The 22,864-nt window shown below is 68.4% G+C and carries 23 protein-coding genes; 4 read left to right on the forward strand and 19 right to left on the reverse strand.

Annotation, left to right across the window (positions count from 1 at the left end):
• Positions 1 to 17 precede the first annotated feature (17 nt).
• The 8 genes from C5F75_RS32455 to C5F75_RS32490 form a co-directional block, all read right to left on the reverse strand.
• Complete coding sequence (locus C5F75_RS32455) at positions 18 to 1,106, reverse strand: FecCD family ABC transporter permease (protein WP_099318026.1); 1,089 nt, start codon at positions 1,104 to 1,106, stop codon at positions 18 to 20.
• 15 nt (positions 1,107 to 1,121) lie between these two features.
• Complete coding sequence (locus C5F75_RS32460; RefSeq protein ID WP_060968264.1) at positions 1,122 to 2,039, reverse strand: heme/hemin ABC transporter substrate-binding protein; 918 nt, start codon at positions 2,037 to 2,039, stop codon at positions 1,122 to 1,124.
• A complete protein-coding gene (locus C5F75_RS32465; RefSeq protein WP_060317300.1) occupies positions 2,036 to 3,127 on the reverse strand; it encodes a hemin-degrading factor in 1,092 nt (363 codons plus the stop codon). The genes C5F75_RS32460 and C5F75_RS32465 overlap by 4 nt, the downstream gene beginning before the upstream one ends.
• A 49-nt stretch (positions 3,128 to 3,176) precedes the next feature.
• Entirely contained in the window at positions 3,177 to 5,450 is a 2,274-nt protein-coding gene (locus C5F75_RS32470) for a TonB-dependent hemoglobin/transferrin/lactoferrin family receptor (RefSeq protein ID WP_060011254.1), read from the reverse strand.
• 245 nt (positions 5,451 to 5,695) lie between these two features.
• A complete protein-coding gene (locus tag C5F75_RS32475; protein ID WP_059581936.1) occupies positions 5,696 to 5,923 on the reverse strand; it encodes a hypothetical protein in 228 nt (75 codons plus the stop codon).
• Between the two features lie 187 nt (positions 5,924 to 6,110).
• Positions 6,111 to 6,494: a DUF6232 family protein gene (locus tag C5F75_RS32480; RefSeq protein WP_059641486.1), complete on the reverse strand. Its 384-nt coding sequence runs from the start codon at positions 6,492 to 6,494 to the stop codon at positions 6,111 to 6,113.
• 124 nt (positions 6,495 to 6,618) lie between these two features.
• Positions 6,619 to 6,879 carry a DUF2866 domain-containing protein gene (locus tag C5F75_RS32485; protein WP_011548992.1) on the reverse strand — a complete coding sequence of 87 codons (261 nt, stop codon included), beginning with the start codon at positions 6,877 to 6,879 and terminating at the stop codon, positions 6,619 to 6,621.
• A gap of 206 nt (positions 6,880 to 7,085) precedes the next feature.
• Entirely contained in the window at positions 7,086 to 8,243 is a 1,158-nt protein-coding gene (locus C5F75_RS32490; protein ID WP_059581942.1) for a porin, read from the reverse strand.
• A gap of 309 nt (positions 8,244 to 8,552) precedes the next feature.
• On the opposite strand from C5F75_RS32490, the gene C5F75_RS32495 reads away from it, so the two are divergent.
• Entirely contained in the window at positions 8,553 to 9,359 is an 807-nt protein-coding gene (locus C5F75_RS32495; RefSeq protein WP_059581944.1) for a MetQ/NlpA family ABC transporter substrate-binding protein, read from the forward strand.
• Between the two features lie 161 nt (positions 9,360 to 9,520).
• On the opposite strand, the gene C5F75_RS32500 is transcribed toward C5F75_RS32495, so the two are convergent.
• The 4 genes from C5F75_RS32500 to C5F75_RS32520 all read right to left on the reverse strand — a co-directional run bounded on the left by C5F75_RS32500 (position 9,521) and on the right by C5F75_RS32520 (position 13,804).
• Entirely contained in the window at positions 9,521 to 10,636 is a 1,116-nt protein-coding gene (locus tag C5F75_RS32500) for a succinylglutamate desuccinylase/aspartoacylase family protein (protein WP_059581947.1), read from the reverse strand.
• A gap of 224 nt (positions 10,637 to 10,860) precedes the next feature.
• Positions 10,861 to 11,643, reverse strand: a complete 783-nt coding sequence (locus tag C5F75_RS32510; protein ID WP_059581949.1) for an ABC transporter substrate-binding protein — start codon at positions 11,641 to 11,643, stop codon at positions 10,861 to 10,863.
• 226 nt (positions 11,644 to 11,869) lie between these two features.
• A complete protein-coding gene (locus tag C5F75_RS32515; protein WP_059581952.1) occupies positions 11,870 to 12,790 on the reverse strand; it encodes a LysR family transcriptional regulator in 921 nt (306 codons plus the stop codon).
• A 66-nt stretch (positions 12,791 to 12,856) separates the two neighbouring features.
• Positions 12,857 to 13,804 carry a GlxA family transcriptional regulator gene (locus tag C5F75_RS32520; protein ID WP_059641494.1) on the reverse strand — a complete coding sequence of 316 codons (948 nt, stop codon included), beginning with the start codon at positions 13,802 to 13,804 and terminating at the stop codon, positions 12,857 to 12,859.
• A gap of 106 nt (positions 13,805 to 13,910) precedes the next feature.
• Between C5F75_RS32520 and C5F75_RS32525 the strand changes: the two genes are divergently transcribed.
• Together C5F75_RS32525 and C5F75_RS32530 are read left to right on the forward strand one after the other, a co-directional pair.
• Positions 13,911 to 14,219 (forward strand): DUF3817 domain-containing protein, encoded by a 309-nt coding sequence (locus C5F75_RS32525; protein ID WP_060011258.1) that lies wholly within the window; start codon positions 13,911 to 13,913, stop codon positions 14,217 to 14,219.
• The gene (locus C5F75_RS32530; RefSeq protein WP_059581958.1) at positions 14,216 to 14,617 is read left to right on the forward strand and encodes a CopD family protein; all 402 of its coding nucleotides are present in this window, start codon (positions 14,216 to 14,218) and stop codon (positions 14,615 to 14,617) included. Before C5F75_RS32525 ends, C5F75_RS32530 begins: the two co-directional genes overlap by 4 nt.
• A 174-nt stretch (positions 14,618 to 14,791) precedes the next feature.
• Here the strand turns inward: C5F75_RS32530 and C5F75_RS32535 are convergent, their stop codons facing one another.
• Both C5F75_RS32535 and C5F75_RS32540 read right to left on the reverse strand, forming a co-directional pair.
• Positions 14,792 to 16,180, reverse strand: a complete 1,389-nt coding sequence (locus tag C5F75_RS32535; RefSeq protein WP_059581961.1) for an NCS2 family permease — start codon at positions 16,178 to 16,180, stop codon at positions 14,792 to 14,794.
• Between the two features lie 449 nt (positions 16,181 to 16,629).
• The gene (locus C5F75_RS32540; protein WP_059581963.1) at positions 16,630 to 17,307 is read right to left on the reverse strand and encodes a TetR family transcriptional regulator; all 678 of its coding nucleotides are present in this window, start codon (positions 17,305 to 17,307) and stop codon (positions 16,630 to 16,632) included.
• 48 nt (positions 17,308 to 17,355) lie between these two features.
• Between C5F75_RS32540 and C5F75_RS32545 the strand changes: the two genes are divergently transcribed.
• On the forward strand, positions 17,356 to 18,021 hold the full coding sequence (locus C5F75_RS32545) for an O-methyltransferase (protein ID WP_059581966.1): 666 nt from the start codon (positions 17,356 to 17,358) through the stop codon (positions 18,019 to 18,021).
• 121 nt (positions 18,022 to 18,142) lie between these two features.
• Here the strand turns inward: C5F75_RS32545 and C5F75_RS32550 are convergent, their stop codons facing one another.
• The 5 genes from C5F75_RS32550 to C5F75_RS32570 all read right to left on the reverse strand — a co-directional run bounded on the left by C5F75_RS32550 (position 18,143) and on the right by C5F75_RS32570 (position 22,864).
• A complete protein-coding gene (locus C5F75_RS32550) occupies positions 18,143 to 18,661 on the reverse strand; it encodes a DUF3455 domain-containing protein (RefSeq protein WP_059581967.1) in 519 nt (172 codons plus the stop codon).
• A gap of 139 nt (positions 18,662 to 18,800) precedes the next feature.
• Positions 18,801 to 19,754, reverse strand: a complete 954-nt coding sequence (locus tag C5F75_RS32555; RefSeq protein WP_059581970.1) for a cyclase family protein — start codon at positions 19,752 to 19,754, stop codon at positions 18,801 to 18,803.
• 19 nt (positions 19,755 to 19,773) lie between these two features.
• Positions 19,774 to 20,889, reverse strand: a complete 1,116-nt coding sequence (locus C5F75_RS32560) for an alkene reductase (RefSeq protein WP_099318018.1) — start codon at positions 20,887 to 20,889, stop codon at positions 19,774 to 19,776.
• A gap of 69 nt (positions 20,890 to 20,958) precedes the next feature.
• Positions 20,959 to 21,765, reverse strand: coding sequence for a 2,5-didehydrogluconate reductase DkgB (gene dkgB, locus C5F75_RS32565; protein ID WP_059581975.1), 807 nt, complete (start codon positions 21,763 to 21,765; stop codon positions 20,959 to 20,961).
• A gap of 148 nt (positions 21,766 to 21,913) precedes the next feature.
• On the reverse strand, positions 21,914 to 22,864 hold the full coding sequence (locus tag C5F75_RS32570; RefSeq protein WP_104013318.1) for an LLM class oxidoreductase: 951 nt from the start codon (positions 22,862 to 22,864) through the stop codon (positions 21,914 to 21,916).

Consider the following 22,864-nt stretch of genomic DNA (forward strand, 5'->3'; position numbering starts at 1 on the left):
TCGTCGTGATGAAGGGATTACCCGCCGAGCGCGCCGCGGTTCTTCCACAGCAGCACGAGGAAGAACGGCGCGCCGAGCAGCGCGGTCAGCACGCCGAGCGGAATGTCGGCGGGCGCGGCGACGGTGCGCGCGGCGAGATCGGCCGCGAGCGTCAGCAACGCGCCGAGCAACGCGGCGCCGGGCAGCACGATGCGCTGGTCGGGGCCGCACGCGAGCCGCACGCAATGCGGCGCGACGAGCCCGATGAAGCCGATGACGCCCGCGCAAGACACGAGCGCGCCGACCGCCAGCGCGACCGCGACGAGCACACGCCGCTTCAGCCGCTGCACCGGCACGCCGAGATGCAGCGCTTCGGTTTCGCCGAGCTGCAGCGCGTTCAGCGCGTCGCGTTCGCGCACGAGCAGCCCGCAGCCGAGCGCGACGCATGGCGCGACGGCCGCCAGCGTCGTCCATTGCGCGCCGCCGAGGCTGCCGAGGCTCCAGAAGGTCAGCGAACGCAGCTGGGCGTCGTCGGCGACGAACGTGAGCAGCCCGATCGCCGCGCCGGCCAGCGCATTGATCGCGATGCCGGCGAGCAGCAGCAGCGGCAGTGCGAGCCGGCCGCGCGACGCGGCCAGCCGGTAGACGAGCGCCGCGACCGCGAGCCCGCCCGCGAACGCAGCGACCGGCAGCGCGGCCGCGCTCGCGTGCGCGGCGAAGAGCGCGGGCCCGAGCACGATCAGCGTGGTCGCGCCGAGCGCGGCGCCGCTCGACACGCCGACGAGCCCCGGATCGGCGAGCGGATTACGGAACAGCGCCTGCATCGCGGCGCCGGTCGCGCCGAAGCCGCCGCCGACCAGCAGTGCGAGCGCGACGCGCGGCGCGCGGATGTCGAGCAGCACCGCGCGGGCCTGCTGCGCGGCCGCGTCGCCGCTCAGCGCGGCCCAGGCTTGCGCCAGCGGAATGCGGTACGCGCCGACGCACAGCGCGACGACGGACATCGCGGCCACCAGAACGGCGAGCGCGGCCAGGACGAACGGCGCGAAGCGGCGCGACGTGCCGAGGCGCGCGGCGCCGGTGCGCGCGGCGCGCCGCGATACGTTGAACGGCGAAGCGTGAGCGGGCATCGGGTCGATCCGGAATCAGGCGAGCGCATCGGACAGGCGTCGATGCAGGGTCGTGACGGCGAGCGGCAGGCGCGGGCCGAAGCCGAGCAGGAACAGCGCGTCGAGCGACACGACGCGCCGCGCGCGGCCGGCCGGCGTCGCGCCGAACCCGGGCGTCGCGAGCAACGCGGCGTGACCGCCGACGGCCGCCAGTCCTTCGTCGGTGATCAGCACGACGTCGGGCGCGGCCGCCGCGAGCGCCTCGGTGGTCAGCGGCTTGTAGTGATCGAAGCCCTGCATCGCGTTGCGCGCGCCCGCATAGCGGATCATCGCGTCGGCGGCCGTGCGCTGGCCCGCGACGAGCGCTTGCGCGCCGGTATGGTTCAGCACGAACAGCACGCGCGGCGGCTGCGCGCCGCCGGGCACGCGCGCGGCGACCGCGTCGCGCGCGGCCTGCCAGTCGCGATCGAAACGCTGCAGCAGCACGGTGCCGGCGTCGCGCACCTCAAGCGCCTGCGCGACGCCGGTGATCTTCGCGCGCACCGATTCGACGTCGTGGCGCTCGTCGAACGTCGTCACCGCGACGCCCGCGCCTTTCACCTGCGCGATCGCCGTCGGCGGGCCGGCTTCCGCCGAGGCCAGCACGAGATCGGGCCGCAGCGACAGCAGCCCCTCGGCCGACAGCGCGCGCTGGTAGCCGACCTTCGGCAGGCGCTTCGCGGCGTCGGGATACGTGCAGGTCGTGTCGGCGCCGACGAGCCGGTAACGCGGCGTCTCGGCGCCGCCGAGCGCGAATGCGGTTTCCGCGAGCGCGCCGCCGATCACGATCACGCGCTTCGGGGCGGCGGCCGCGACCTGGGCGAGCACGCCGCCGGGCAGCGCGCCGGCGAGCGCACCGGCCGCCGCGCCGGCCAGCAGCGACCGGCGGCGCGGATCGAACGGCCGCGCGCTCACCGCGCGGCCCCGCGTGCGGCCGCCGGCAGCGTCGCGACGAGCGAGCGCCAGTCGTCGCGCTCGACCTTGCCGGGCTTGCGCTCGCCGAACAGCAGCGCGACGTGCTCGCCCTGCCGGTCGAACAGCTCGAGCGACGTGACGATGCCGTCGCTCGTCGGCTTCTTCACGACCCATGCGGCGGCGATCAGGTCCTCGCGTACATGCAGGTTGAAGCCCGGATCGAGGACGTTGATCCACGCGCCGACCTCGCGCACGTTCGCGACGGGGCCCGTATGGATCTGGATCATTCCCGCATTGCCGACGAACACCATGATCGGCTGGCCGCTTGTCGCGGCCTGTTCGAGCACGTGGCGCAACGCATGCGCGGTTTCGACCGGATACGCGTATTGCGGATCGGCGAGACGCAGGGCCTGCAGGCGGCTCACGCCGAAGCGCTGCGTGAGGCCGAAGAACTGGTGCGTGTCGGTCATCGCATCCCACGCGGCGCGAAAGCCCGCGACGTCGATCTCGCTATCGGCGCGCTCGGGCGTTTTCGGCGCGGCGGGCGTGACCTCGAGGCCCGGCTTCTGCGACGGTGCGCGCCAGCGTTCGACGAATGCGTCGTACGCCGCGTGATCGCTGTGCGCGCGCAGATAGACCTTGTGGATCGCATGGCCCTGCGCATCGAAGAACTGCAGGCTTTTCAGCGGGCCGTGCGCGGTCTCGTCGCGCACCGCGAATGCCGACACCCAGTGACGATAGAAGATGCGCAGGTCGATGTCGCCGAGCGCGAGGCCGACCGGGCCGTCGTGGCTCATCTGCGCATATTCGCCATCCTTTTCATGCACGGCCGTGTCGTTGCGCGTGAGCGCCATCACGCGGCCGAGGCGCGGCATTTCCTCGAACATCGCCGGGAAGCGCGCGTCGAGCCGCACGACGTGCTCGCCGACGAACGCGCCGAGCGCCTCGCCTTCGCTGACGCCGAGCGCCTGCGCGACGTCGCGGTTGCGCAACTGGCGCTCGGTCTTGAGCTTGATGAACGCATCGCGCAGCGCGGCGACCGCGCGGGCCGACGTGGCCGGCTGACCGGGAAGGGCGGAATGCATCATGTCGGACTCCTTCGAGTAACGGTTGGGGTGGGTGCGCGGGCAACGCGCATCAGAAATCCACTTTCATGCTGACGGCGACCGTGCGGCCGGGCGACGAATACGCGTCGAGCACTTGCGAATCGGCCGCGATGCCGCGCACGTCCGACCAGTTCCAGTACTTGCGGTCGAACAGGTTGCGGATGCCGATCGTCGCGCTCACGTGCTTGTTGAAGCGGTAGCCGCCGCGCAGGTCGACGACGAACGACGACGGCGGCGTGAAGCACGCCTTGTTCGAACAGTCGGATTTGTCGACGTCCTTGTCGCGTTTGGCGGCCTGGAACAGCAGGTCGGTCTGCACGAACCAGCGTTCGCCCGGTTCATACCGCACGCCGAACACGGCCGAGAACGGGTTCACGGTGTTCAGCGGCTGGCTGGCGGCGCCGTCGTTCTGCGTCGAGCCCTTCGTGAAGGCCATCGCCGTCTTCAGCGTGATGCCGTTCGGCATCGCCCATTCGGCGCGGCCTTCGAGGCCGTGGATGCGCGCATCGGCGAAGTTCACGTACTGGAACACGAACGGGTCGACCGGCCGGCCGCTGCCGGCGATCGTCGTGCGCGAGATGAAGTTGCGGTAGCGGCCGGTGAACGCGGCCGCGCTGTAGCGCACGACGCCGTAGCCGGCGCCGGCCTTGCCGCGCAGGCCGGCTTCGAACGTGTCGCTGGTCTCGGGCTTCAGGTTCGGATTGCCGATCGACGTGTAGCCGTACACGGGGTTCGAGAAGCTGCTGTTCACCTGGTCGGGCGTCGGCGCGCGGAAGCCGTGCGCGTACTGCACGTACGGAATGACCGCGGGCGTGATCTCGTAAAGCACGGCGACGCGCGGCGACAGTTCGTTCGCGCTCGTCGACACGGCCTTGCCGGTGAACAGCGGATCGTTTTCGGTGGGGCTCAACCGGTACGTGTCGAAGCGCAGGCCCGGCGTGACGAGCAGGCGGCCGTAGCCGATCTGGTCCTGCACGAACGCGCCGAACAGCGTGTAGTCGGTGTCGGGAAACGCCTTGTTCGGGAACGCTTCGCCGACGCCCGGCACCGTGCCGTCGCGCAGGTTCGTCACGCGCGACAGGCTGCCGTCCACGCCGTAGAGCAGCTTGTGCGCGAGCGGGCCGGTCGCGAAGCCGCTTTCGGCGAACGCGGAGCCGCCGAACGTACGTTCCTTGTACTGGTTGTCGCGCGAACGCGAGGGCTGCCTGCCGCGCGTCTCGAACGCGTACTGGTCCTGCTTCGCGTCCTGGTAGTAGAACTGCACGTGCGCGGTCTGGAACCAGCGGAATGCATCGTCGCGGAAGTCGTAATCGACGCTGAAGCGATTGCGCTCGAGCCGGTCGTGCGTCGTGAGGCCGAGCGTGGCCGGCGCATTGATCGCCGACAGCACGTCGGTGCTCACGCGCCGCTGCACCGTTTCGGCGGTGAACTTGATCGTGTCGCGCGTGGTGGGCGTCAGCACGAGCTTGCCGAGCAGCGATTCCGAATACACGTCCTGCGGGTTCGACGTCGTGCGCAGCGTGCTCGCCGAGTTGTTGCCGCCGCGCGTGTCGACCTCGTGGCCGCGCCGGCCGTCGGCGATGATCATCCCCTGGATGCGGTCGTTGCCGCCCGCGGCCGACACGGTCGCGCCGATGCTGCGGTCGGTCGAGTCGTAGCTCGGCCGGAACGAGAAGTAGTAAGGCTTGTTGTAGACGGACAGCAGATCGCGCGGGTCCTTCGTGATGAAATTCACCGCGCCGGTCAGGCCGTCGCTGCCGTAGAGCGCCGACGCCGGCCCGCGCAGGATCTCGATGCGCTTGAGCGTGTCGAGATCGGCATAGTCGCCGCGGCCGGCTTCGAGCGGGCCGAACGAGAACGCGTTCGGCAGGCGGATGCCGTCTTCCATCAACAGCACGCGATTGCCTTCGAGGCCGCGGATGTTGATGCTCGAATCGCCGTCGCGGCCGCCGCCGAGCGCGGCGCTGCCGGGCCGGTACGCGGTGCGGCGCACGGTGATACCCGGTTCGTAGCGCAGCGCGTCCTTGATGTTGGTGGCCTGCTGCTCTTCGAGATCGTCGTCGGTGATCACCGACACGGACGCCGCCGTGCGGCTCGCCGCGGTGGCGGTGCGGGTGGCCGTGACGGTGACAGGGTCGAGCAGCGCCGCATCGCCGCGCGCGGATGCGGCAGCGGCGGTCAGGACGGCGGAAGGCGGCGTGACGCCTTGCGGCGACGAATCGGCGTAAGCCGTGGCGGCGGATAGGCCGAACGCGCCGAACAGCGCGGCACGGATCGGCCGCCGCGCCAGCATGGAGCAATGCACAGGTGGTCTCCCATTGACGATAACAAGCCCGAAGGCTGGCTGGGTGACGCGTTCACCTGGCTGGCCCGTTTGCGCGCGGCATGCGGCAAACGGCGATTTGAAAGGCAACTGACAACCTTAACAGTGTAAATGAGAATGATTATCAATACAAGAACGCAAAGCGGCTCATGCGAGTGAGCGCTCGCCTGCGCGGCTCGGCCGAGCTCGGGTCGGAAATTTGGGAGAAACCGGGGCGCGAACGCGCGCTAAGCCAGCGCTTCGACGCGAATCAGCAGGTTGCGCGCGTGCGCGACGAACGCGTCGTGCGTTGCGCGATCGCCGTGGCTTTCGATACCGGCCTGTTCGGCGAACGCGATCTGGTCGGTGTAGAGCTCGACGAGCGTACGGCGTGCGTCAGGGGGAAGCGCACGGATCATCGACACGATCAGCAGTTCCTGCGCGCGAAGCATGCCGGACAGCGATTGAGCGTTCATGCTGGCCTCCTCGGACGATGCGGCGGCGAGCCGCTCTTTCCATACTAGGCGCTCGGCGGCGGAGGTGGAGGCGAGGTGCGTGCGTGGCGGCGGCCGGCGCGCGATTCCGCGCGAACGCCGCGCGAGCCCACATTCGGCGCGGGCGTGCGGCCGGCGGCAACCGGCACGCAAGCGAATGCGAGGAAAATCAGCCGGCCGTGGTGGCGGACCGCGCATCGCGCACGACCTGCGCGACGCGTTCGACGAACTCGGCGTCGACGCTCGACAGCGCTTCGCGCTTGCCGTCGGGCATCTCGACCATCAGGCGGTAGGTGACGTCCTGCGTGGTCCAGGCGAGATAGCCGACGACGGCGAGCATCACGCCGACCACGAGCGCGGCGCTCGATGCGCCGATGCCGCCCGCGATGGCGATGGCCGCGCCGATCAGCGAGATCAGCGACGGCACGAGACGGTTCTTCGGAATCTTGACGACGTCGACGTGGCGGATGTCACGCAGTGCGAATACCTGCCCGGCGGCCGACAGGCCGTTGCGCGTGACCATGACGCCACGTTCGTTGAATGCGTTTTCCATCATGTGTTGCGTGGACGAAAACGCGCAGCGTAGCAGGTTTCGTTGCCGCGTCAAACGAGACCGACTGCCGCACGATGCGCGCGGCGCGGCCGACAGACGGGGGGCCGGGGGAACGGAAACGTGCTCAGAACTGTAACCGGCCGTCGCCGTAAAGCCGGCCCGGCACGTGCGACGCGACGACCTCGGCGATTTCTTCGTCGGTCGATTCAGCCGGCACGATCTGGCGCCGCGCGGGCGCGTCGAGATGCATCGTCCATTCGACGAGGCGATACGGGCGGCCCCAGGGGCGCTGCATTTCAACCGAGACGCGGCAGCTCTGGACCGGCAGCGAGTGTTGGCACGTGAGAATCGCGTGCAGATGGCTGAAAACGGTATCTTCGATCATCATGGCCTCCGATCCTGTCTTGTGGGCAATCGATGGCGGCGCCGTCGGCGTTTAAAAAAAAAGCCGCCGATGCTCAGGCGGCCAACAGGGGGGGTGAGAGCATCGTCTCAGCCCAGAATTAAGCGAAACTTAAAAGCCCATAAAAAAGCGCCCCGCGTGGAGCGGGGCGCTTCTTGCCGTCGTGATCCGCGAGTTAAGCGGATGCTTTAGAACTTGTGACGGATACCGACGCGAGCGGCCAGCTGGTTCGACGAACCCGTGCCCGACGTGTTGAAGTAACTCGTGCTCGAACCGATCTGCGCCTGCACGTTGTTGCCCGACGCCTTCTGGTAAATCACCAGGCCATACACGTCCGTGCGCTTGCTCAGCGCGTAGTCGAGGCCCACGTTGCCCTGGTTCCAGTGCGCCGAGCTGCCGCTTTGCGTCGCGTTCGTGTACGTGTAGCCCGCTGCCGCCGACAGCGCCGGCGTGAACGCATACTTCACGCCTGCTTCGTATGCGTTGTAGAACGTGCCCGATGCGCCGGCCGCGATCGGGGTGAACTGCGTGCGCGTCCAGAGCAGCCATGCCGTTGCCGGGCCGAAGACGTAGCGGCCGCCGACGCCGTACGTGCGCAGGTCGCGGATGTTCGTCAGCGCGATGTTCGCGATCGACGTCGAGAAAGCCGGCGTCGACTGGCTCGGGAAGCGGATGTCCGTGTATGCCGCGCCGAGGGCGAACGGGCCGTTCGCGTAGTTCAGGCCGAAGCTGTATGCGCGCGACGAGCCGGGCGTCGTCGTGGTGCCCGTCGTCGTCGACGGTGCGCCGGCGAAGTCGGTCGAGTTCGAGAAGCCGTACAACGCGCCGAACGTGAAGCCGGCGTAGTTCGCGCTCTGGAACTTCACCGCGTTGTTGATGCGGCTCGACGTGAGCTGGTCGATGTCGTTCACGTGGTACGCGTAGTTGCCCGCGACCGTGTTGCCGCCCGTCGAGTAGTTCGAGCCGAGGATGTCGGTCGAGAACGAGTACTGGCGGCCGAACGTGACCGTGCCGTATTGCGCCTGGCTCAGGCCGACGTACGCTTGACGGCCGAAGATCGCGCCGCCCTGGCCGATCGTGCCGTTGCCGCTGTTGAAGCCGTTTTCGAGCACGAAGATCGCCTTCAGGCCGCCACCGAGGTCCTCGGTGCCGCGCAGGCCCCAACGGCTGCCCTGGGCCACGCCGTCGTCGTACTTGAACAGCTTGCCGCTGCCCGTAGCGGTCTTGCTGTGGTTCACGTAGCTGATACCGGCATCGATGACGCCGTACAGGGTCACGCTGCTTTGTGCGTGCGCCGTGCCGGCCGTTGCTGCGAGGGCGGCGATGGTCAACAGTTTCTTGTTCAAAGGATTCTCCGAGCGAATGAATGGCGTGTCCAGTTGCGGTTCCGGCGCTCTCTGCGGGCGCTCTCACGGACCGGCGCAACTTTATCGGCGGGCCACGTAATGAATATGACAGCGACTGTCATATGACGAATGTGTGGTGCCGATGCGACACGGAATTCTGCCCGGGTTGTACATCCCGGGTTATACCGAATTCGCCTGTCGTTCGATCCCGATCCGGAATATGCACATGAAATAAGCTTGGTTTGCGGCGTTCGCGCCCCGTGCCACGATCCGTCCTCCAACACACGACACGGGACAAAGAGGACACCCATGCGACGTTCGATCCTGACCGGCCTCGGCGCACTCGCCGCCGCGCTGGCATTCGCCGCGCCCGGCGCGCACGCCGACCCGCAAACGCTGAAGATCGGCACAATGAGCGGCCCCGACGCGCAAATCTGGACCGAGGTGACGAAGGTCGCCGCGCGCGAAGGCCTTGCGATCAAGGTGATCGAATTCAACGACTACGTGCAGCCGAACGCGGCGCTCGATGCCGGCGATCTCGATGCGAACGGCTTCCAGCACCAGCCGTTCCTCGACAGCCAGATCAAGCAGCGCGGCTACAAGATCGTCAACGTCGGGCTGACCTACACCGCGCCGATGGGCTTCTATTCGAAGAAGCTCAAGTCGCTGAAGGATCTGCCGGTCGGCGCGAAGGTCGGAATCCAGAACGATCCGTCGAACGGCAACCGCGCGCTGTTGCTGTTGCAGAAGTACGGCGTGATCAAGCTGAAGGCCGGCGCCGGCACGAACGGCGTGAACGCGACGCCGCTCGACGTCGCGGAGAATCCGAAGAAGATCAGGATCGTCGAACTCGACGCCGCGCAACTGCCGCGCGCGCTGCCCGATCTCGACGCCGCGTCGATCAACACCGACTACGCGGTGAAGGCGGGGCTCACGCCGGTGAAGGACGCGATCGCGATCGAGGATCTGCGCGGGCCGTACGCGAACCTGATCGCGGTGCGCGCGCAGGACAAGGACAAGCCGTGGGTGAAGAAGCTCGTCGCGGCCTATGAATCGAACGACGTGCGCAAGTTCATCGACCAGAAGTTCGGCGGCGCGATCGTGCCGGCGTTCTGAGCGGCCTTCGCGTATGGCGGCCGGCGGCGCGGTATCGGCCGCCGACGCGCGCTCCGGAAAGCCAATCGCCCGCGCAAGCGGGCGATTTCATTGGTGGATGCGGATGGTGCGCATGCGCGCCGCGGCCCTGCCCGGCCCGGCGGGCGGGCCGGACACTCGGCTCAGGCCGACAGCAGCGAGCCGGTGCGGATCGCGGTCGCGCCGGCGATGCGCGCGACTTCCATGCCGGCCGTCGCGAAGCGCACGACCTGGCGCGCGTACAGCACGCCCGACACGCTGCTCTTCAGCGTGACGACGCGATCGGTCAGCGGATCGACGATGTCGGCCACGGCCTGGCCGGCCTCGATCATCACGCCGACCGGCGTACGGAACACGATCACGCCCGACACGGGCGCGACGAGCGGATCGGTGCCCGCGAGCGGCGTGGCCGGATGCGCGAGCGGCGGCAGCGGTGCCGGCGTGCCTTCGACGACGCCGCGCTCGGTCAGGTATTCGACGATCGCCTGGGCATCCTTTTCGGCGAACTCGTACGACACGTCGCGTTCGCTGCGCAGTTCCACCGTGACGGAAATCGCGCCGTTCGGGATCGGGAAGCGGTCGCCGAAGCGGTTGCGCAGATCCGACCAGCAGAAGCTGTGGATTTCGTCGAACGGGTTGCCGACCGAATTTAGCGCGAGCAGCGACGCCTTGGCATCGAGATAGCGCGCCAGCGGCTCGACGTCCGGCCAGAGATCGGGATTCGTGTAGAGGTGCATCACCGCATCGCTGTCGCAGTGCAGGTCGAGCACGATATCGGCGTCGAACGACAGCTTCTGCAGCGCGAGGCGCTGCGAGTCGAGTTCGGTGCGCGGCTTCTGCTCGTCGAGCGCTTCGCGCATCGCGGTGCGCACGACGGCGAGATTGCGCTGCGCGTCGTTCGTGAGGCGGTCTTCCACGCGCGGCAGCACGAGCGCCGCGAGATCGTAGAAATTGCGGTTGAAGTTCTGCATCGAGCCGAGCTCGAAGCGGCCGAGATGATCGCCGAACACGTGTTGCGACAGGCCGATCGGATTGGGCACGGGCACGATGACGATTTCGCCGCGCAGCTTGCCGGCCGTCTCGAGCGCGGCGATCTTGCGGCGCAGCAGCGTGGCGACCAGCATGCCGGGCAGCTCGTCCGCGTGCAGCGACGACTGGATGTAGACCTTCTTGCCGCCGCGCGGGCCGTAGTGGAAGCTGGTGATCTGGCGTTCGGTGCCGACGGCGGGGGAAATCAGCGGATGGGTCTGCGTTTGCATGATGAGGGGAGTGCGGCGCAGCCGCGAATGATCCGTGTGCGTGGAAGATCGATTGTACGTTGCCTTCCTCGCCCCCACCAAACCGGCGCCGGAACATCCGGTTTCCCGTTGAGAATCATCGGGTTGGCGCGGAAAAAATAACGTCGTCCGCGCCGTGCCCAAAAAAAACGGGCTCCTTGCGGAGCCCGTCGGTGTCGCGCCGAATCGCGCGTCGGTCGGCCGGATTACTTGCCGTAGACGTCGAAATCGAAGTACTTCTTCGCGATCTTGTCGTACGTGCCGTCCTTGCGCATGCCGGCGATCGCGCCGTCGATCTTCGCCTTCAGGTCGGTGTCTTCCTTGCGCAGGCCAATGCCGGCGCCGTTGCCGAGCGTCTTCGGATCGTCGAGATCCTTGCCGGCGAAGTCGAAGTTCGCGCCGCGCGGCGTCTTCAGGAAGCCGATCTCGGCTTGCACCGCGTCCTGCAGCGCGCCGTCCAGACGGCCGGAGATCAGGTCGGCGTAGACCTGGTCCTGGTTCTGGTAAGGCACGACGTTCACGCCCTTCGACGCCCAGTACGTCTTCGCATAGGTTTCCTGGATCGTGCCCTGCTCGACGCCGACCGACTTGCCCTTCAGCGATTCGGCCGTCGGCTGCAGGTTCGCGCCCTTCTTCGTGACGAGGCGCGTCGGCGTGTTGAACAGCTTCGACGAGAACGCGATCTGTTCGGCGCGCGCCGGCGTCATCGACATCGACGACAGCACGCCGTCGAACTTGCGGGCCTTCAGCGCCGGGATCATCCCGTCGAAGTCGTTCTCGATCCACACGCACTTCGCGTTGATGCGGCGGCAGATCTCGTTGCCGAGATCCACGTCGAAGCCGACCACCTTGCCGTCGGCGCCTTTCGATTCGAAAGGCGGGTAGCTTGCGTCGACGCCGAACCGCACGGTCGACCAGTCCTTCGCGTATGCACTGCCGGCTGATACGGCGAGCAGGGCCACGGTCACAGCCGCAAGAATCTTTTTCACTCGGTGACTCCTCGTTTTGTTCGATGGGTGCGCGGTTGTGCCGCGCCGTAAGCCTTCGGCCCGCCGCGGCTTCGCGTCGGACAGTCCGTTTCGCCCGCCCGATGGGGGCGCGCGACGTGCGCAAGATTATCAAGACAAAATACCGGCGGGGCGCCTAGGACAAGCCCCGATACCGGGCCCGGCGGCGGCGCGTCGGACGCACCGCCGTTTCACACACAGGAACGATTCAGCCGAGCGTTTCGTTGACCGCGCGCTGCAGGCACGTGACGAAGTGCGACACGGCGGGCGTGGGCAGCAGGTCGCGCCGCGCGATGATCGACAGGTCGAAGCGCGGCATGCTTTCGTCGAGTTCGGCCGTGCGGATGCCGAGCGGCGCGACCATCGCGGCGAGCGGGCGCGTGAAGCAGCCGATCACGTCCGAGCGCGCGACGAGCCCGAGCGTCACCGCGAACGACATCGGCGAGCGCAGCAGGCGTTTGGGCAGCGGCAGCCCGTGCGCCTCGAACATCCCGACCATCACGCTGTGCGGGAACTGCTCGGCGCCGACGGTGACGATCCACTCCGCGTCGAGCAATTCCTCTAACCGGCGCGCCTGCGCGAGCGGGTGGCCGTCGCGCATCACGATCGTGAATTCGGTCGACAGCAGCGGCAATTGCGTGAAATCGCGGTCGAGCGCGGGCACATGGTGCATTGCAGCGATGTCGAGCGTGCCGTTGCGCAACTGCGCGAGCGCATCGGGCACCGTCACTTCCTCCAGATGCAGGCTGACGTTCGGCATCGACTCGCGGAACGCCGTCACCGCGTGCGGCAACGCCGTCAGCGCGATCGACGGCATCGTGCCGACCGCGACGCGGCCCGACATCTCGCCTTTTACCTGCTCGACGGCCTCGACCGTGCGGCGGACGTCGCCGAGCAACTGCTCGGCGCGCGGCAGCAGCGCCTCGCCGCACGCGGTCAGCTCGACGCCGCGCACGCTGCGCGCGAGCAATTCCGCGTTGAGCGCCGTTTCGAGCTCGCGGATCGTGTGCGTGATCGCCGGCTGCGTGACGCCGAGCTCGCGCGCGGCGGCGCGCAGGCTCTTCAGGTGCGCGGCGGAGACGAACGCCTGGAGCTGCGCGATGTTCAAGGGATTGCGGATGCGGGTCATCGGTCGGGTCCGGTTGGCGCGAAAGGGGGCGGCGGGTTCGGATTCAGGCGGCGATCCGGATGCACGTCACGCGTCGGCGCGTGCGCGGAACGCCTGCCGATAGCGCTGCGGCGACGTGCCGACGATACGTGAGAAGCGCTCGCGAAACGCGGTGACCGAACCGAACCCGGCTTCCGTCGCCACATGTTCGATCGACAGTTCGGTCACCTCCAGCAACTGCTGCGCATGCCTGACGCGCGCGGTCTGCAGCCATTGCCCGGGCGACGTGCCCGTCTGCTCCTGGAAGCGCCGCGTCAGCGTGCGCACGCTGGTCGACGCCTTGCGCGCGATCGCGTCGAGCGTCAGCGGCTGGCGCAGGTTCGCGTGCAGCCAGTCCATCAGGTCGTGCAGCCCGTCGCCGCCGGCCGGCCATTCGGGCGCGATGAACTGCGCCTGCCCGCCTTCGCGCACGCGCGGCGCCACCGCGCTGCGGGCCGCGTCGACGGCGACGGCCGCGCCATAGTCGGCCTGGATCATGTGCAGGCACAGATCGAGACCGGCCGCCGCGCCGGCCGAGGTCAGGATCCGGCCGTTGTCGACGAACAGCACGTTCGCATCGACGTCGACGTTCGGGTAGCGGCGCGCGAGTTCGGCGGCCGCGAGCCAGTGCGTCGTCGCGCGCAGGCCGTCGAGCAGCCCGGCCTCCGCGAGCACGAACGCGCCGCTGCAGATCGACGCGATCCGGCGCCCGCGCGCGGCCGCCGCGCGCAGCGCATCGAGCACGCGGCGCGACGTGGGCGCGAGCGGCACCGACGTGCCGGGGACCATGATCGTGTCGGCGTCGGCCAGCGCATCGAGGCGAAACGGCGGGCGCAGCTCGAACAGGTCGCCGCCGACGCGCGGCTGCTCGCTGCATACGCGTACACGGTACGCCTGCGCGACGTTCGGCGCCCGCACGCGCGCGAACGTGTCGCAGGCGACGCCGAGATCGAACGGGACGACATCGGGCAAGGCAAGAACGGCGACCGTATGCATGGCGTTCGCGGCCGTGGCCAGAATCCGTTGAAAGATGTCATTCTAGCCAATGGCTCGACCCGGCACCACACGCGACAATCGCGGCGGACCACCTGGAGGCCTGCCGATGAAACAAGACGATCGCAACGCGTTGCGGAACCTGCAATACCTGTCGCTGCTGGAAGCGGCCACGCTCGTCGTGCTGGTGTGCGTGGCCGTGCCGCTCAAGCACCTGGCCGGGTATCCGGTCGCGGTATCGATCATGGGCCCGGTTCACGGCATCGCGTTCGCGATGTACGTGTGGGCGGTGGTCGGCACCGCGTCGAGCGGGTTGTGGAGCAAGGGCGAGGTCGCGCGGCTCGTGTTGTCGGCCGTGGTGCCGTTCGCGGGGCTGGCGAGCGCCGGCTGGATCGCGCGCAGGCGGCACGCGCGATGATTTACCTGGTGCTGAAGGCCGTGCATCTGGTCGCCGTCGTCACGTTCGTCGGCGGGCTGCTGCTGTCGTCCGTCGCGGTCCGTATCGCGAACCTCGCCGTGCATCGCGCGGTGCGGCGCTGGGATCGCACGGTGACGGCGCCCGCGCTCGCGATCGTCTGGATCGCCGGCATCGCGCTCGCGTTGAGCGGTCACTGGTTCGGCGCCGCGTGGCTGTCGGCGAAGCTCGCGCTCGTCGTCGCGCTGTCGGTGCTGCACGGAATCCTGGCCGGCACGCTGCGGCGCATGGAGCGCGACGATCTCGTCGCCGTGCCGGCGCCGTGGCTCGGGCGGACGGCGGGCGCGGTGATCGTCGCGATGGCGCTCGTCGTCGGGCTGGCCGTGCTCAAGCCGTTCTGACGGGGCGGGTGTCGCGCCGTTTTCGGGAAGCGCGTCATGCCGCGCCGCACCGGCAAAAAAGGCCTGGAAACTCGCGTTCCCAGGCCGGCAGACCATCGACGACGATGGTGGAGGAGACGATCTCGTCCCGATGCGCGCCGCCTTCGTGCCGGCGACGTCGTGCATGGCGTGCGCTCAGATGGCCCAGCCGCCAAGATAGAACGTGACGAGCACGGCCGCGATCAGCACGGTGCCGACGTTGAGCTTGCGGAATTCGCCGCTGGCGAGGCGGCCGATCACGAGCGTCGAGAAGCCGAGCATGATGCCCGTCACGATGTTCGCGGTCAGCACGATGAACACCGCGCACACGAGGCCCGACATCGCGTCGACCATGTCGTCCATGTGCAGCTTGCTCACGCTGCCGAGCATCAGCAGGCCGACGTACATCAGCGCGGGCGCCGTCGCATACGACGGCACGAGGCCCGCGAGCGGCGAGAAGAACATCACGACGAGGAACAGCAGGCCGACCACGGCGGCCGCGAGCCCCGTCTTCGCGCCGGCGGCCACGCCGACGCTGGACTCGATGTAGGCGGCCGCCGGCGCGCCGCCGAGGAAGCCGGAGAAGATCGAGCTGACCGAATCGGCGGTCAGCGCACGGCCCCCGTTGATGATGCGGCCGTTCTCGTCGAGCTGGCCGGCCTGGCCCGCGACCGCGCGGATCGTGCCGGTCGCGTCGAACACCGCGGTCATCACCAGCGCGAGCACGCTCGGCAGCACGGCCATCGACAGCGCGCCCTTGATGTCCATCGCGCCGATCAGCGATGCGTGGCCCGGCGCGCTCAGCGACGGCAGCGCGAAGATGCCGCGGTACTTCACGCCCGGATCGAAGATCAGGCCGAACACCGAGATCGCGATCACGACGAGCAGGATGCCGCCCGGCACGCGGCGCTTTTCGAGGCCGAAGATCGCGGCGAGGCCGATGACCGACATGATGACCGGGAACGCGGTGATCTGGCCGAGCGAGACCGGCAGGCCGGCGCCCGGGTTCCTGATCACGAGGCCGACGTCGTTCGACGCGATCAGCAGCAGGAACAGGCCGATGCCGATGCCCGTGCCGTGCGCGACGCCCGCGGGCAGGTTGCGCAGGATCCACGAACGCACGCCGGTGATCGAGATGCCGGTGAACACGAGGCCCATCAGAAACACGGCGCCGAGCGCGACCGTCGGAGGCAGCCCCTTGCCGAGCACGAGGCCGAACGCGGTGAACGCGGTCAGCGAGATCGCGCAGCCGATCGCGATCGGCAGCTTCGCCCACAGGCCCATCAGCAGCGAGCCGAACGCGGTGGTGACGCACACCGCGACGAACACGGCGCTCGTGTCGAAACCGGCCTTGCCGAACATGCCGGGCACGACGAACACGGAATAGACCATCGCGAGGAAGGTGGTCACGCCGGCAATGATCTCGCGGCGCTGCGTGCTGCCGCGCGACGAAATGCCGAAATAGCGGTCGATGACTCCCTGGGCGCCGAAGTCAGTTTCTTCCGCGCCGACGCCGACCGTCGGCTGCACCGGGGTATCACTCATGAGCTTGCTCCTTTATCAGCATGCTGAAACGGCCCGTTGCGAACCGTCGTCAGGGTGTCTCGTATCTGGTTGGGATTGTTCGGCAACGTCGTGGGGACGAACGACGCGCGATGCGTGTCGTTACGCTCGAATCGAAACGATCGCGAGGGTGTCGCGTCGGACGACGCGTGCCGTGGTCGACCCCGTCGCGTGTGCCTTGCCGTAGCGAAGGTTAGGCGAGCCGCCCATCACGTCCCATCGGGGGACGAGCATGCAGCGCATGTCGCAGCGCTTATATCGGCGTGCGACGGGGCTCCGCCGCGCCGACACGCGTGTATACGCCTAGTTCGAATCCGTTAAGGCGACTATTTGAATGCGGCGGCGGCGGGCGGGGCGTTGGGTATTACGAATGACTTTCAGGGCGGCCCGGAAGGCCAGCGCGCATGCGCGGTCTCCGTCCCGGCGCGGCCTCAACTGCGCGCGAGATGGGCGAGATACGCGCAGAACATGTCGGCCATCCCGTCCGAGTACGCATCGATTTCTGCCGAGGTGCGCGCGGTTTCGGAGAACGCCTTGCCGCCCGTCGTGAGCGTCGTCAGGATCAGTTCGCACGCGAGCGCATGCGTGGCGTCGGGCACGTCGGGCAGCGCTTCGCGCATGAACGCGGTGAACACCCGGTTGCCCTCGGCCTTCACTTCCTGCGCCTCGGGGGCGTCGCGATAGAGCGGGGCGGCGTCGTCGAGGGCGATCCGCATCGGCGCCTCGTCGCATTCCGAACGGATGAACGCGTGGACGGCGGCGCGCACGCGCTCGGGCGGCGTCTTCCGAGTGTCCTGCAGGATCCCGCACAGCATGTCGTGCGTTTGCCGCCACTCGTCGTGCTGGAGCCGGAACAGCACGGACGCCTTGTTCGGGAAGTACTGGTACAGCGAGCCGACGCTCACGCCGGCCCGCTCCGCGACGCGCGCCATCGTGAAGCGCTGCGCGCCCTCGCTCGCCAAAACCTGAATAGCCGCCTGCAGGACGTCCTCGACGAGACGGGTCGAGCGCGCCTGCCGAGGCAGCTTGCGCGTGGCGATCGGGGCGTTTCGGCGGTCGGTCATGAGCGGTTTGCCAATGCGAATAGTAAAACCTGAATGGTTCGTCATATTCTAGTCGGGTGCAACGACGCACTCAACCCGATACCGGAGATTCGCATGACCACCCTGATGCTCGACCCGCTGGCTTCGTTGCTGGCGCGCCTGTTCGACGAAGCCGACGCGTCGTCGCCCGCGACGAGCCCGGCGTTTGCCGACGTGTCGCGCGACGAGCAAGCGCGGCTGATGCGCAGCAAGACCGACTACGCCGATCTGTATGCGCGCCTGAAGGATTACCCGCTTCCCGTGTCGCGCGAGACGGGCATGTTGCTGTACATGCTCGCGCGCAGCGGCAATGCCAAGGCAATCGTCGAATTCGGCACGTCGTTCGGCATTTCGACGCTGCATCTGGCGGCCGCGCTGCGCGACAACGGCGGTGGGCGGCTGATCACGAGCGAATTCGAGCCGTCGAAGGTCGTACGCGCGCAGGCCAACCTGGCGGCAGCCGGACTGGCCGATCTCGTGGAGATTCGCAAAGGCGATGCGCTCCACACGCTGGCCGCCGGTCTGCCGGATTCGGTCGACCTGTTGTTGCTCGACGGGGCGAAGGCGCTGTATCCGGAGATTCTCGCGCGGGTCGAGCCGCGGCTCAGGGCGGGGGCATTCGTCGTGGCCGACAACGCGGAATACAGCCCCGACTATCTTGCCTACGTGCGCGCGCCGGAAAACGGCTATCTGTCGGTGCCGTTCGGCGGCGACGTCGAATTGTCGATGCGGACACGCTGACCGGGCGGAACGAGGGTGTCGACGATTTCACGCTTCCCCGTATCAAATATAGGAGGCCTGATTAATGGAGGCGCGGCGAAAGGCGACGGGATGATGCCCGTCGCTTGCGCCGCCGTGTGCGTCACTTCAGGAACACGTAGCGCGCGAAGTACGGGAAGCGGCCGACCGCATGCTCGGTCGTGCACGTCGCGGCCGGCGGCGTGCCGCCCGCCGTGTCGAGCCGCTGCACGAAGCGCACGCCGGCGAGCGTGCCGGTTGCGGCCGGCGTCGCCGCGAGCAGCAGTTGCGGAACGCTGGCCGCGCTTGCGCTCGGCATTTCGGCGAGCTTCTTGCCGGTAATACGGCTGCCGTCGAGCGCTTCCCACGACGGCCCCGCGCCGTGTCGCACGACGAGCGTGCCGTTTTCATCGAACAACGTCGCCTCCGGGCGCTTGAAGGCCCACGCGAGCCGGTGGTCGGCATCGTATTCGCACGAATAGATCTGCACGCCGGTCGCGGTGGTCGCCAGCACCGGCGTGGCCGGCGCCGGCGGCGCGAGGCCGGCAGCCTCGTCGGCGTGTGCGGGCGCGGTAAAAGCCGCCAGGGAAAGACCGGCCGCAAGGGCCAGCAGCATGTCGCGTGTCGGGGATCGGCTTGGCATGACGGGGCGTCCTTTCAGGTCGGGTGACGGTCGTACGACGTCGATCCCGTCAACGTTAGACGCCGATCGCACAGGCTGCAATGCGGAAATGACAATCGCGGCGATAGTCGCCGCGATTGCCGAAGGAGCGGACCCGCGATCAGCGGATCGCGACCGGGTTGATGTTGACCTGCGTGGAGCCGACGTACAGCGGCTGGCCGAGCACGAACAGGAATTCCCATGCCTTGTCGCGCACCAGCGCGCGGCTGTCGATCAACTCCAGGTTGTAGATGCCGCGCTTCGCGAGCATGTACTGGTTGACCGGGAATTCGTCCCGCGTGTGCGGATTCGGATAGACCTCCGACGCCCACGTGTCGCCGCCGAACGCGACGATTCCCTGATCGGCCAGCCACTTCGCCGCTTCCATGCCGATGCCGGGCTCGACGTCGAGGAACTGCTTGTCGTCCTTGCCGATCAGCTCGAGCCAGCCGGTGTTGAACAGCACGACGTCGCCCTTGCGCAGCGTCAGCCCCTGCTGCTTCAGCACGGCCTGGATGTCGGCGACGGTGAATTCGGTGCCGCCCGGCACGATCGGCTTGCCGTAGCGGGCGGTCATGTCGAGCACGACGCCGCGCGTGACGATCGGCGGCACCTTCTCGACGCCGAGCTTCTTCACGCCGTCGACGGTCACGAAATCGGCCGCGCGGTTGCCGTTGTAGTACACGTTGTCGATGCCGATGTGGCCGATGCCGTTGAGCTGCGTGCCGACGCCGGTCCACGCGTTGACGAGTTCGTCGTTGAACGTGAACTTGTTCGGGCCGAGGCTCTTGCCGGCCTGCTGGCCGACCTGCACGTTGTACAGCCGGAAGCTGCGATGGCGGAACGCCGGCAGGTGCTTGTCCACCGGCACGGCCAGCGGATAGGTCTTGCCGGCCTTCACGAGGCCGACCGCGTGCTTGACGACGTCGGGCGTCAGCAGGTTGGCCGCGCCGATTTCGTCATCGGCGCCATAGACGGACGGATACCAGTCGGCCGACGTGGCGGCGTGGGCAGCGTGCGCGGCCGCGAACGGCAGGATCGCGGCGAGCGCGAGCCGGGCGAGCGTTGCTTTCATTCGGGGCTCCTGTCGCGCGTTACGCCGCGGCTTGCGCGAGCGTCGGGTAGTCGGTCAGGCCGTGGGCGCCGCCGCCGAACAGCGTGTTGCGATCGTGCGGCGCGAGCGCGGCGCCGGTGCGCAGCCGTTCGGGCAGGTCGGGGTTCGCGACGAACGGGCGGCCGAATGCGACGAGGTCGGCCCAGCCGGCGGCGATCGCTTCGCGTGCGCGCTCGGCGGTGTACGCGCCGGCATAGATCAGCACGCCCGGGAACGCGGCGCGCAATTGCTGCTTGAAGGCGACCGGCATCAGCGGCGCGTCGTCCCAGTCGGCTTCCGCGATGTGCAGGTAGCCGACGCCGAGTTCGCCGAGCAGCTTCGCGGCGGCGAGGTAGGTCGTTTCCGGGTCGTCGTCGACGCAGCCGTTCAGCGTGGTCAGCGGCGCGAGGCGGATGCCGACGCGCGACGCGTCGCCGGTCCCTTCGATCAGCGCCTGCGTGACTTCGCGCAGGAAGCGCAGCCGGTTCTCGAGCGAGCCGCCGTACTGGTCGGTGCGCGTGTTCGCGTTCGAGTCGATGAACTGGTTCACGAGGTAGCCGTTCGCGCCGTGCAGCTCGACGCCGTCGAAGCCGGCTTCGAGCGCGTGGCGGGCGGCGGTGCGATATTGACCGACGATCTCGCGGATCTCGTCGACCGACAGCGCGCGCGGCTCGGAGGCCTGCACGAAGCCGGGCGTGCTGCCGTCCTCGCCGGCGATGAACACGTTCACGCCCTTCGCCTGGAGCGGGGACGACGACACGGGTTGCGCGCCGCCGAGCAGGCTCGTGTGGCTCAGCCGGCCGACGTGCCACAGCTGCGCGAAGATGCGGCCGTGCGCGGCATGGACGGCGTCCGTCACCTTGCGCCAGCCGGCGACCTGCGACGGCGTGTGAATGCCGGGCGTCCACGCGTAGCCCTTGCCGAGCGGCGCGATATAGGTGCCTTCGCTGACGATCAGGCCCGCACTCGCGCGCTGCGCGTAGTACGCGGCCATCAGTTCGTTGGCTTCGTCGCCGGGCTGGCTCGCGCGCGAACGCGTCATCGGCGGCATCACGATGCGGTTCGGCAGCGTCAGTGCGCCGAGTCGCAGCGGTTGGAAAAGCGGGTCCTGGGTCATGGTGAATTCCTGTCGGTGCCGCGGCCGGCGGGCTGCGGACGGGTCATGTCGGATGAAGGTGCGGCGCGCTCAGTCCCACTGCGGCGCGAGGCCGGCCGGGTCGACTTCGCGGCCGTTGCGCTCGAGCGCGGCGATCTGCGCCATGTCTTCGTCGGTCAGGCGCAGCGTCTGCGCGAGCAGGTTGCTCGCGAGGTTCTCGCGCTTGGTGGACGACGGAATCACCGAGTAGCCGAGCTGCAGCGCCCATGCGAGCGCGACTTGCGCCGGCGTCGCGTCGTGACGCTGCGCGATCGCGCCGATCACCGGATCGCCGAGCACCTTGCCGTACGCGAGCGTCATGTACGACGTCACGTGAATGCCTTCGGCGTTCAGGAACTCGACCAGCTTGCGGTTCTGCAGGTACGGGCTCAGTTCGATCTGGTTCGTCGCGATCGCGTCCTTGCCGACGGCCGCGATCGCTTCCTTCGTCAGCGCGATGTTGAAGTTCGAGATGCCGATCTGGCGCGTGAGGCCCTTCGCCTTCGCGTCCGCCAGCGCGGTCATGAACGCGTCGATCGACACGCCGTTGCCGGGGGCCGGCCAGTGGATCAGCGTCAGGTCGACATAGTCGGTGCGCAGCTTGCGCAGGCTTTCCTCGAGGCTGGCCGCCAGCTTGTCCGGCGCGTAGTTGTCGACCCAGATCTTCGTCGTGAGGAACAGGTCGTCACGGCGCACGCCCGACGCGGCGATCGCTTCGCCGACTTCGGCTTCGTTGCCGTAGATCTGCGCGGTGTCGATCGCGCGGTAGCCGACTTCGAGGCCGTTGCGGACCGAGTCGACGACGACCTGGCCTTGCAGGCGGAACGTACCGAGGCCGAAGGCCGGAATCTTGCTCATCGTGTGCTCCTGGAAGAGGGGAACGGTTGCGGTATGCGAATCATTCTGGCGCTTGAGACTGATGAAATAAACGCCTTTAGATGTCAAAAATATTTGACTTCAAATCAAATATCGGGCGTGTCGCGGGCGCGTGCGGGCCGTGGCGGCCTTATGCGACGCGCGCCTGCGGATCCGTGATCGAATGGAACGCGGGCAGCACGTCCGATGCGATCTCGGCCATCGTCTCGTCGAGCGGCCGCTGGTTGCGGCGGAAATGCAGGCCGATGTGCCGCACGCCCGCGTCGCGCATCGCCGCGAGTTCTTCCGTCAGCGCGATGCGTCCCGCGCGCGCGCCGAAGCGGTGCCGCTGCAGCGGTTCGTACGGATCTTCCGCGAGGTCGAGGTGGATGAAGCTCACGTACGGCTTGTCGCCGGCCACCGCACGCCAGTTCGCGGCGCGCTGCGCGTGGTCGGCCGGCGTGCCCGGATACGCGAGGCAGCCGTCCATGTGCTCGCCGATCCACGCGGGCGTCTGCTGAGCGAGGCCGGCGACGAGAAGCGGCACCGGCGAGCGCGCGGCGGGCAGCACTTCCAGGCCGGGCGGCAGATGCCCGCGTGCGCCGTCGCGCAGCAACGCGATCTGGTCGCGGAAGTTCGCCCCGCGCGACGCGAAGTCGCGGCCGAACAGCGGATATTCGACCGGCCGGTCGCCGCTCGCGACGCCGAGCAGCAGGCGCCCGCGGCTCAGTTCCTGGATCGTCGCGGCCGATTTCAGCGTCAGCAGCCGTTCGCGCAGCGGCAGCACGACGGCGGCCGTGCCGAGCAGGATGTCGCGCGTGATGCCGGCGAGGTAGCCGAGATACGAGAACGTTTCGAACACCTGCGCGGCGTCGCCGAACGACGGGTCGTACAGCGGCACGTCGCGCACCCAGAGCGCGCGAAAGCCGAGCGTGTCGGCCAGTTGCGCGAGCTCCGCGTGGATTTCCAGGTCGGGCACGCCGGGGTGGCGGCCGTCATGCCGGCGTTTCGCGTTGCCGGACGCGGTCCAGTCGTTGTCGAGCGGCAGTTCGACGCCGATGCTGAAGCCGCCGGCGGCGAGCTTGTCGAGAGAGGGGGACAT

The sequence above is a fragment of the Burkholderia anthinoferrum genome (assembly GCF_002925705.1).
Classification (GTDB): domain Bacteria; phylum Pseudomonadota; class Gammaproteobacteria; order Burkholderiales; family Burkholderiaceae; genus Burkholderia; species Burkholderia semiarida.

What these genes read in the sequence shown, in the direction of transcription:
- C5F75_RS32535 (WP_059581961.1), bottom strand. Translation starts at nt 16,180, where the DNA reads ATGAGTGATACCCCGGTGCAGCCGACGGTCGGCGTCGGCGCGGAAGAA.
- C5F75_RS32515 (WP_059581952.1), bottom strand. Translation starts at nt 12,790, where the DNA reads ATGACCCGCATCCGCAATCCCTTGAACATCGCGCAGCTCCAGGCGTTC.
- C5F75_RS32500 (WP_059581947.1), bottom strand. Translation starts at nt 10,636, where the DNA reads ATGCAAACGCAGACCCATCCGCTGATTTCCCCCGCCGTCGGCACCGAA.
- C5F75_RS32455 (WP_099318026.1), bottom strand. Translation starts at nt 1,106, where the DNA reads ATGCCCGCTCACGCTTCGCCGTTCAACGTATCGCGGCGCGCCGCGCGC.
- C5F75_RS32495 (WP_059581944.1), top strand. Translation starts at nt 8,553, where the DNA reads ATGCGACGTTCGATCCTGACCGGCCTCGGCGCACTCGCCGCCGCGCTG.
- C5F75_RS32560 (WP_099318018.1), bottom strand. Translation starts at nt 20,889, where the DNA reads ATGACCCAGGACCCGCTTTTCCAACCGCTGCGACTCGGCGCACTGACG.
- C5F75_RS32525 (WP_060011258.1), top strand. Translation starts at nt 13,911, where the DNA reads ATGAAACAAGACGATCGCAACGCGTTGCGGAACCTGCAATACCTGTCG.
- C5F75_RS32570 (WP_104013318.1), bottom strand. Translation starts at nt 22,864, where the DNA reads ATGTCCCCCTCTCTCGACAAGCTCGCCGCCGGCGGCTTCAGCATCGGC.
- C5F75_RS32540 (WP_059581963.1), bottom strand. Translation starts at nt 17,307, where the DNA reads ATGACGAACCATTCAGGTTTTACTATTCGCATTGGCAAACCGCTCATG.
- C5F75_RS32520 (WP_059641494.1), bottom strand. Translation starts at nt 13,804, where the DNA reads ATGCATACGGTCGCCGTTCTTGCCTTGCCCGATGTCGTCCCGTTCGAT.
- C5F75_RS32550 (WP_059581967.1), bottom strand. Translation starts at nt 18,661, where the DNA reads ATGCCAAGCCGATCCCCGACACGCGACATGCTGCTGGCCCTTGCGGCC.
- C5F75_RS32475 (WP_059581936.1), bottom strand. Translation starts at nt 5,923, where the DNA reads ATGAACGCTCAATCGCTGTCCGGCATGCTTCGCGCGCAGGAACTGCTG.
- C5F75_RS32480 (WP_059641486.1), bottom strand. Translation starts at nt 6,494, where the DNA reads ATGGAAAACGCATTCAACGAACGTGGCGTCATGGTCACGCGCAACGGC.
- C5F75_RS32530 (WP_059581958.1), top strand. Translation starts at nt 14,216, where the DNA reads ATGATTTACCTGGTGCTGAAGGCCGTGCATCTGGTCGCCGTCGTCACG.
- C5F75_RS32485 (WP_011548992.1), bottom strand. Translation starts at nt 6,879, where the DNA reads ATGATCGAAGATACCGTTTTCAGCCATCTGCACGCGATTCTCACGTGC.
- C5F75_RS32465 (WP_060317300.1), bottom strand. Translation starts at nt 3,127, where the DNA reads ATGATGCATTCCGCCCTTCCCGGTCAGCCGGCCACGTCGGCCCGCGCG.
- C5F75_RS32555 (WP_059581970.1), bottom strand. Translation starts at nt 19,754, where the DNA reads ATGAAAGCAACGCTCGCCCGGCTCGCGCTCGCCGCGATCCTGCCGTTC.
- C5F75_RS32545 (WP_059581966.1), top strand. Translation starts at nt 17,356, where the DNA reads ATGACCACCCTGATGCTCGACCCGCTGGCTTCGTTGCTGGCGCGCCTG.
- dkgB (WP_059581975.1), bottom strand. Translation starts at nt 21,765, where the DNA reads ATGAGCAAGATTCCGGCCTTCGGCCTCGGTACGTTCCGCCTGCAAGGC.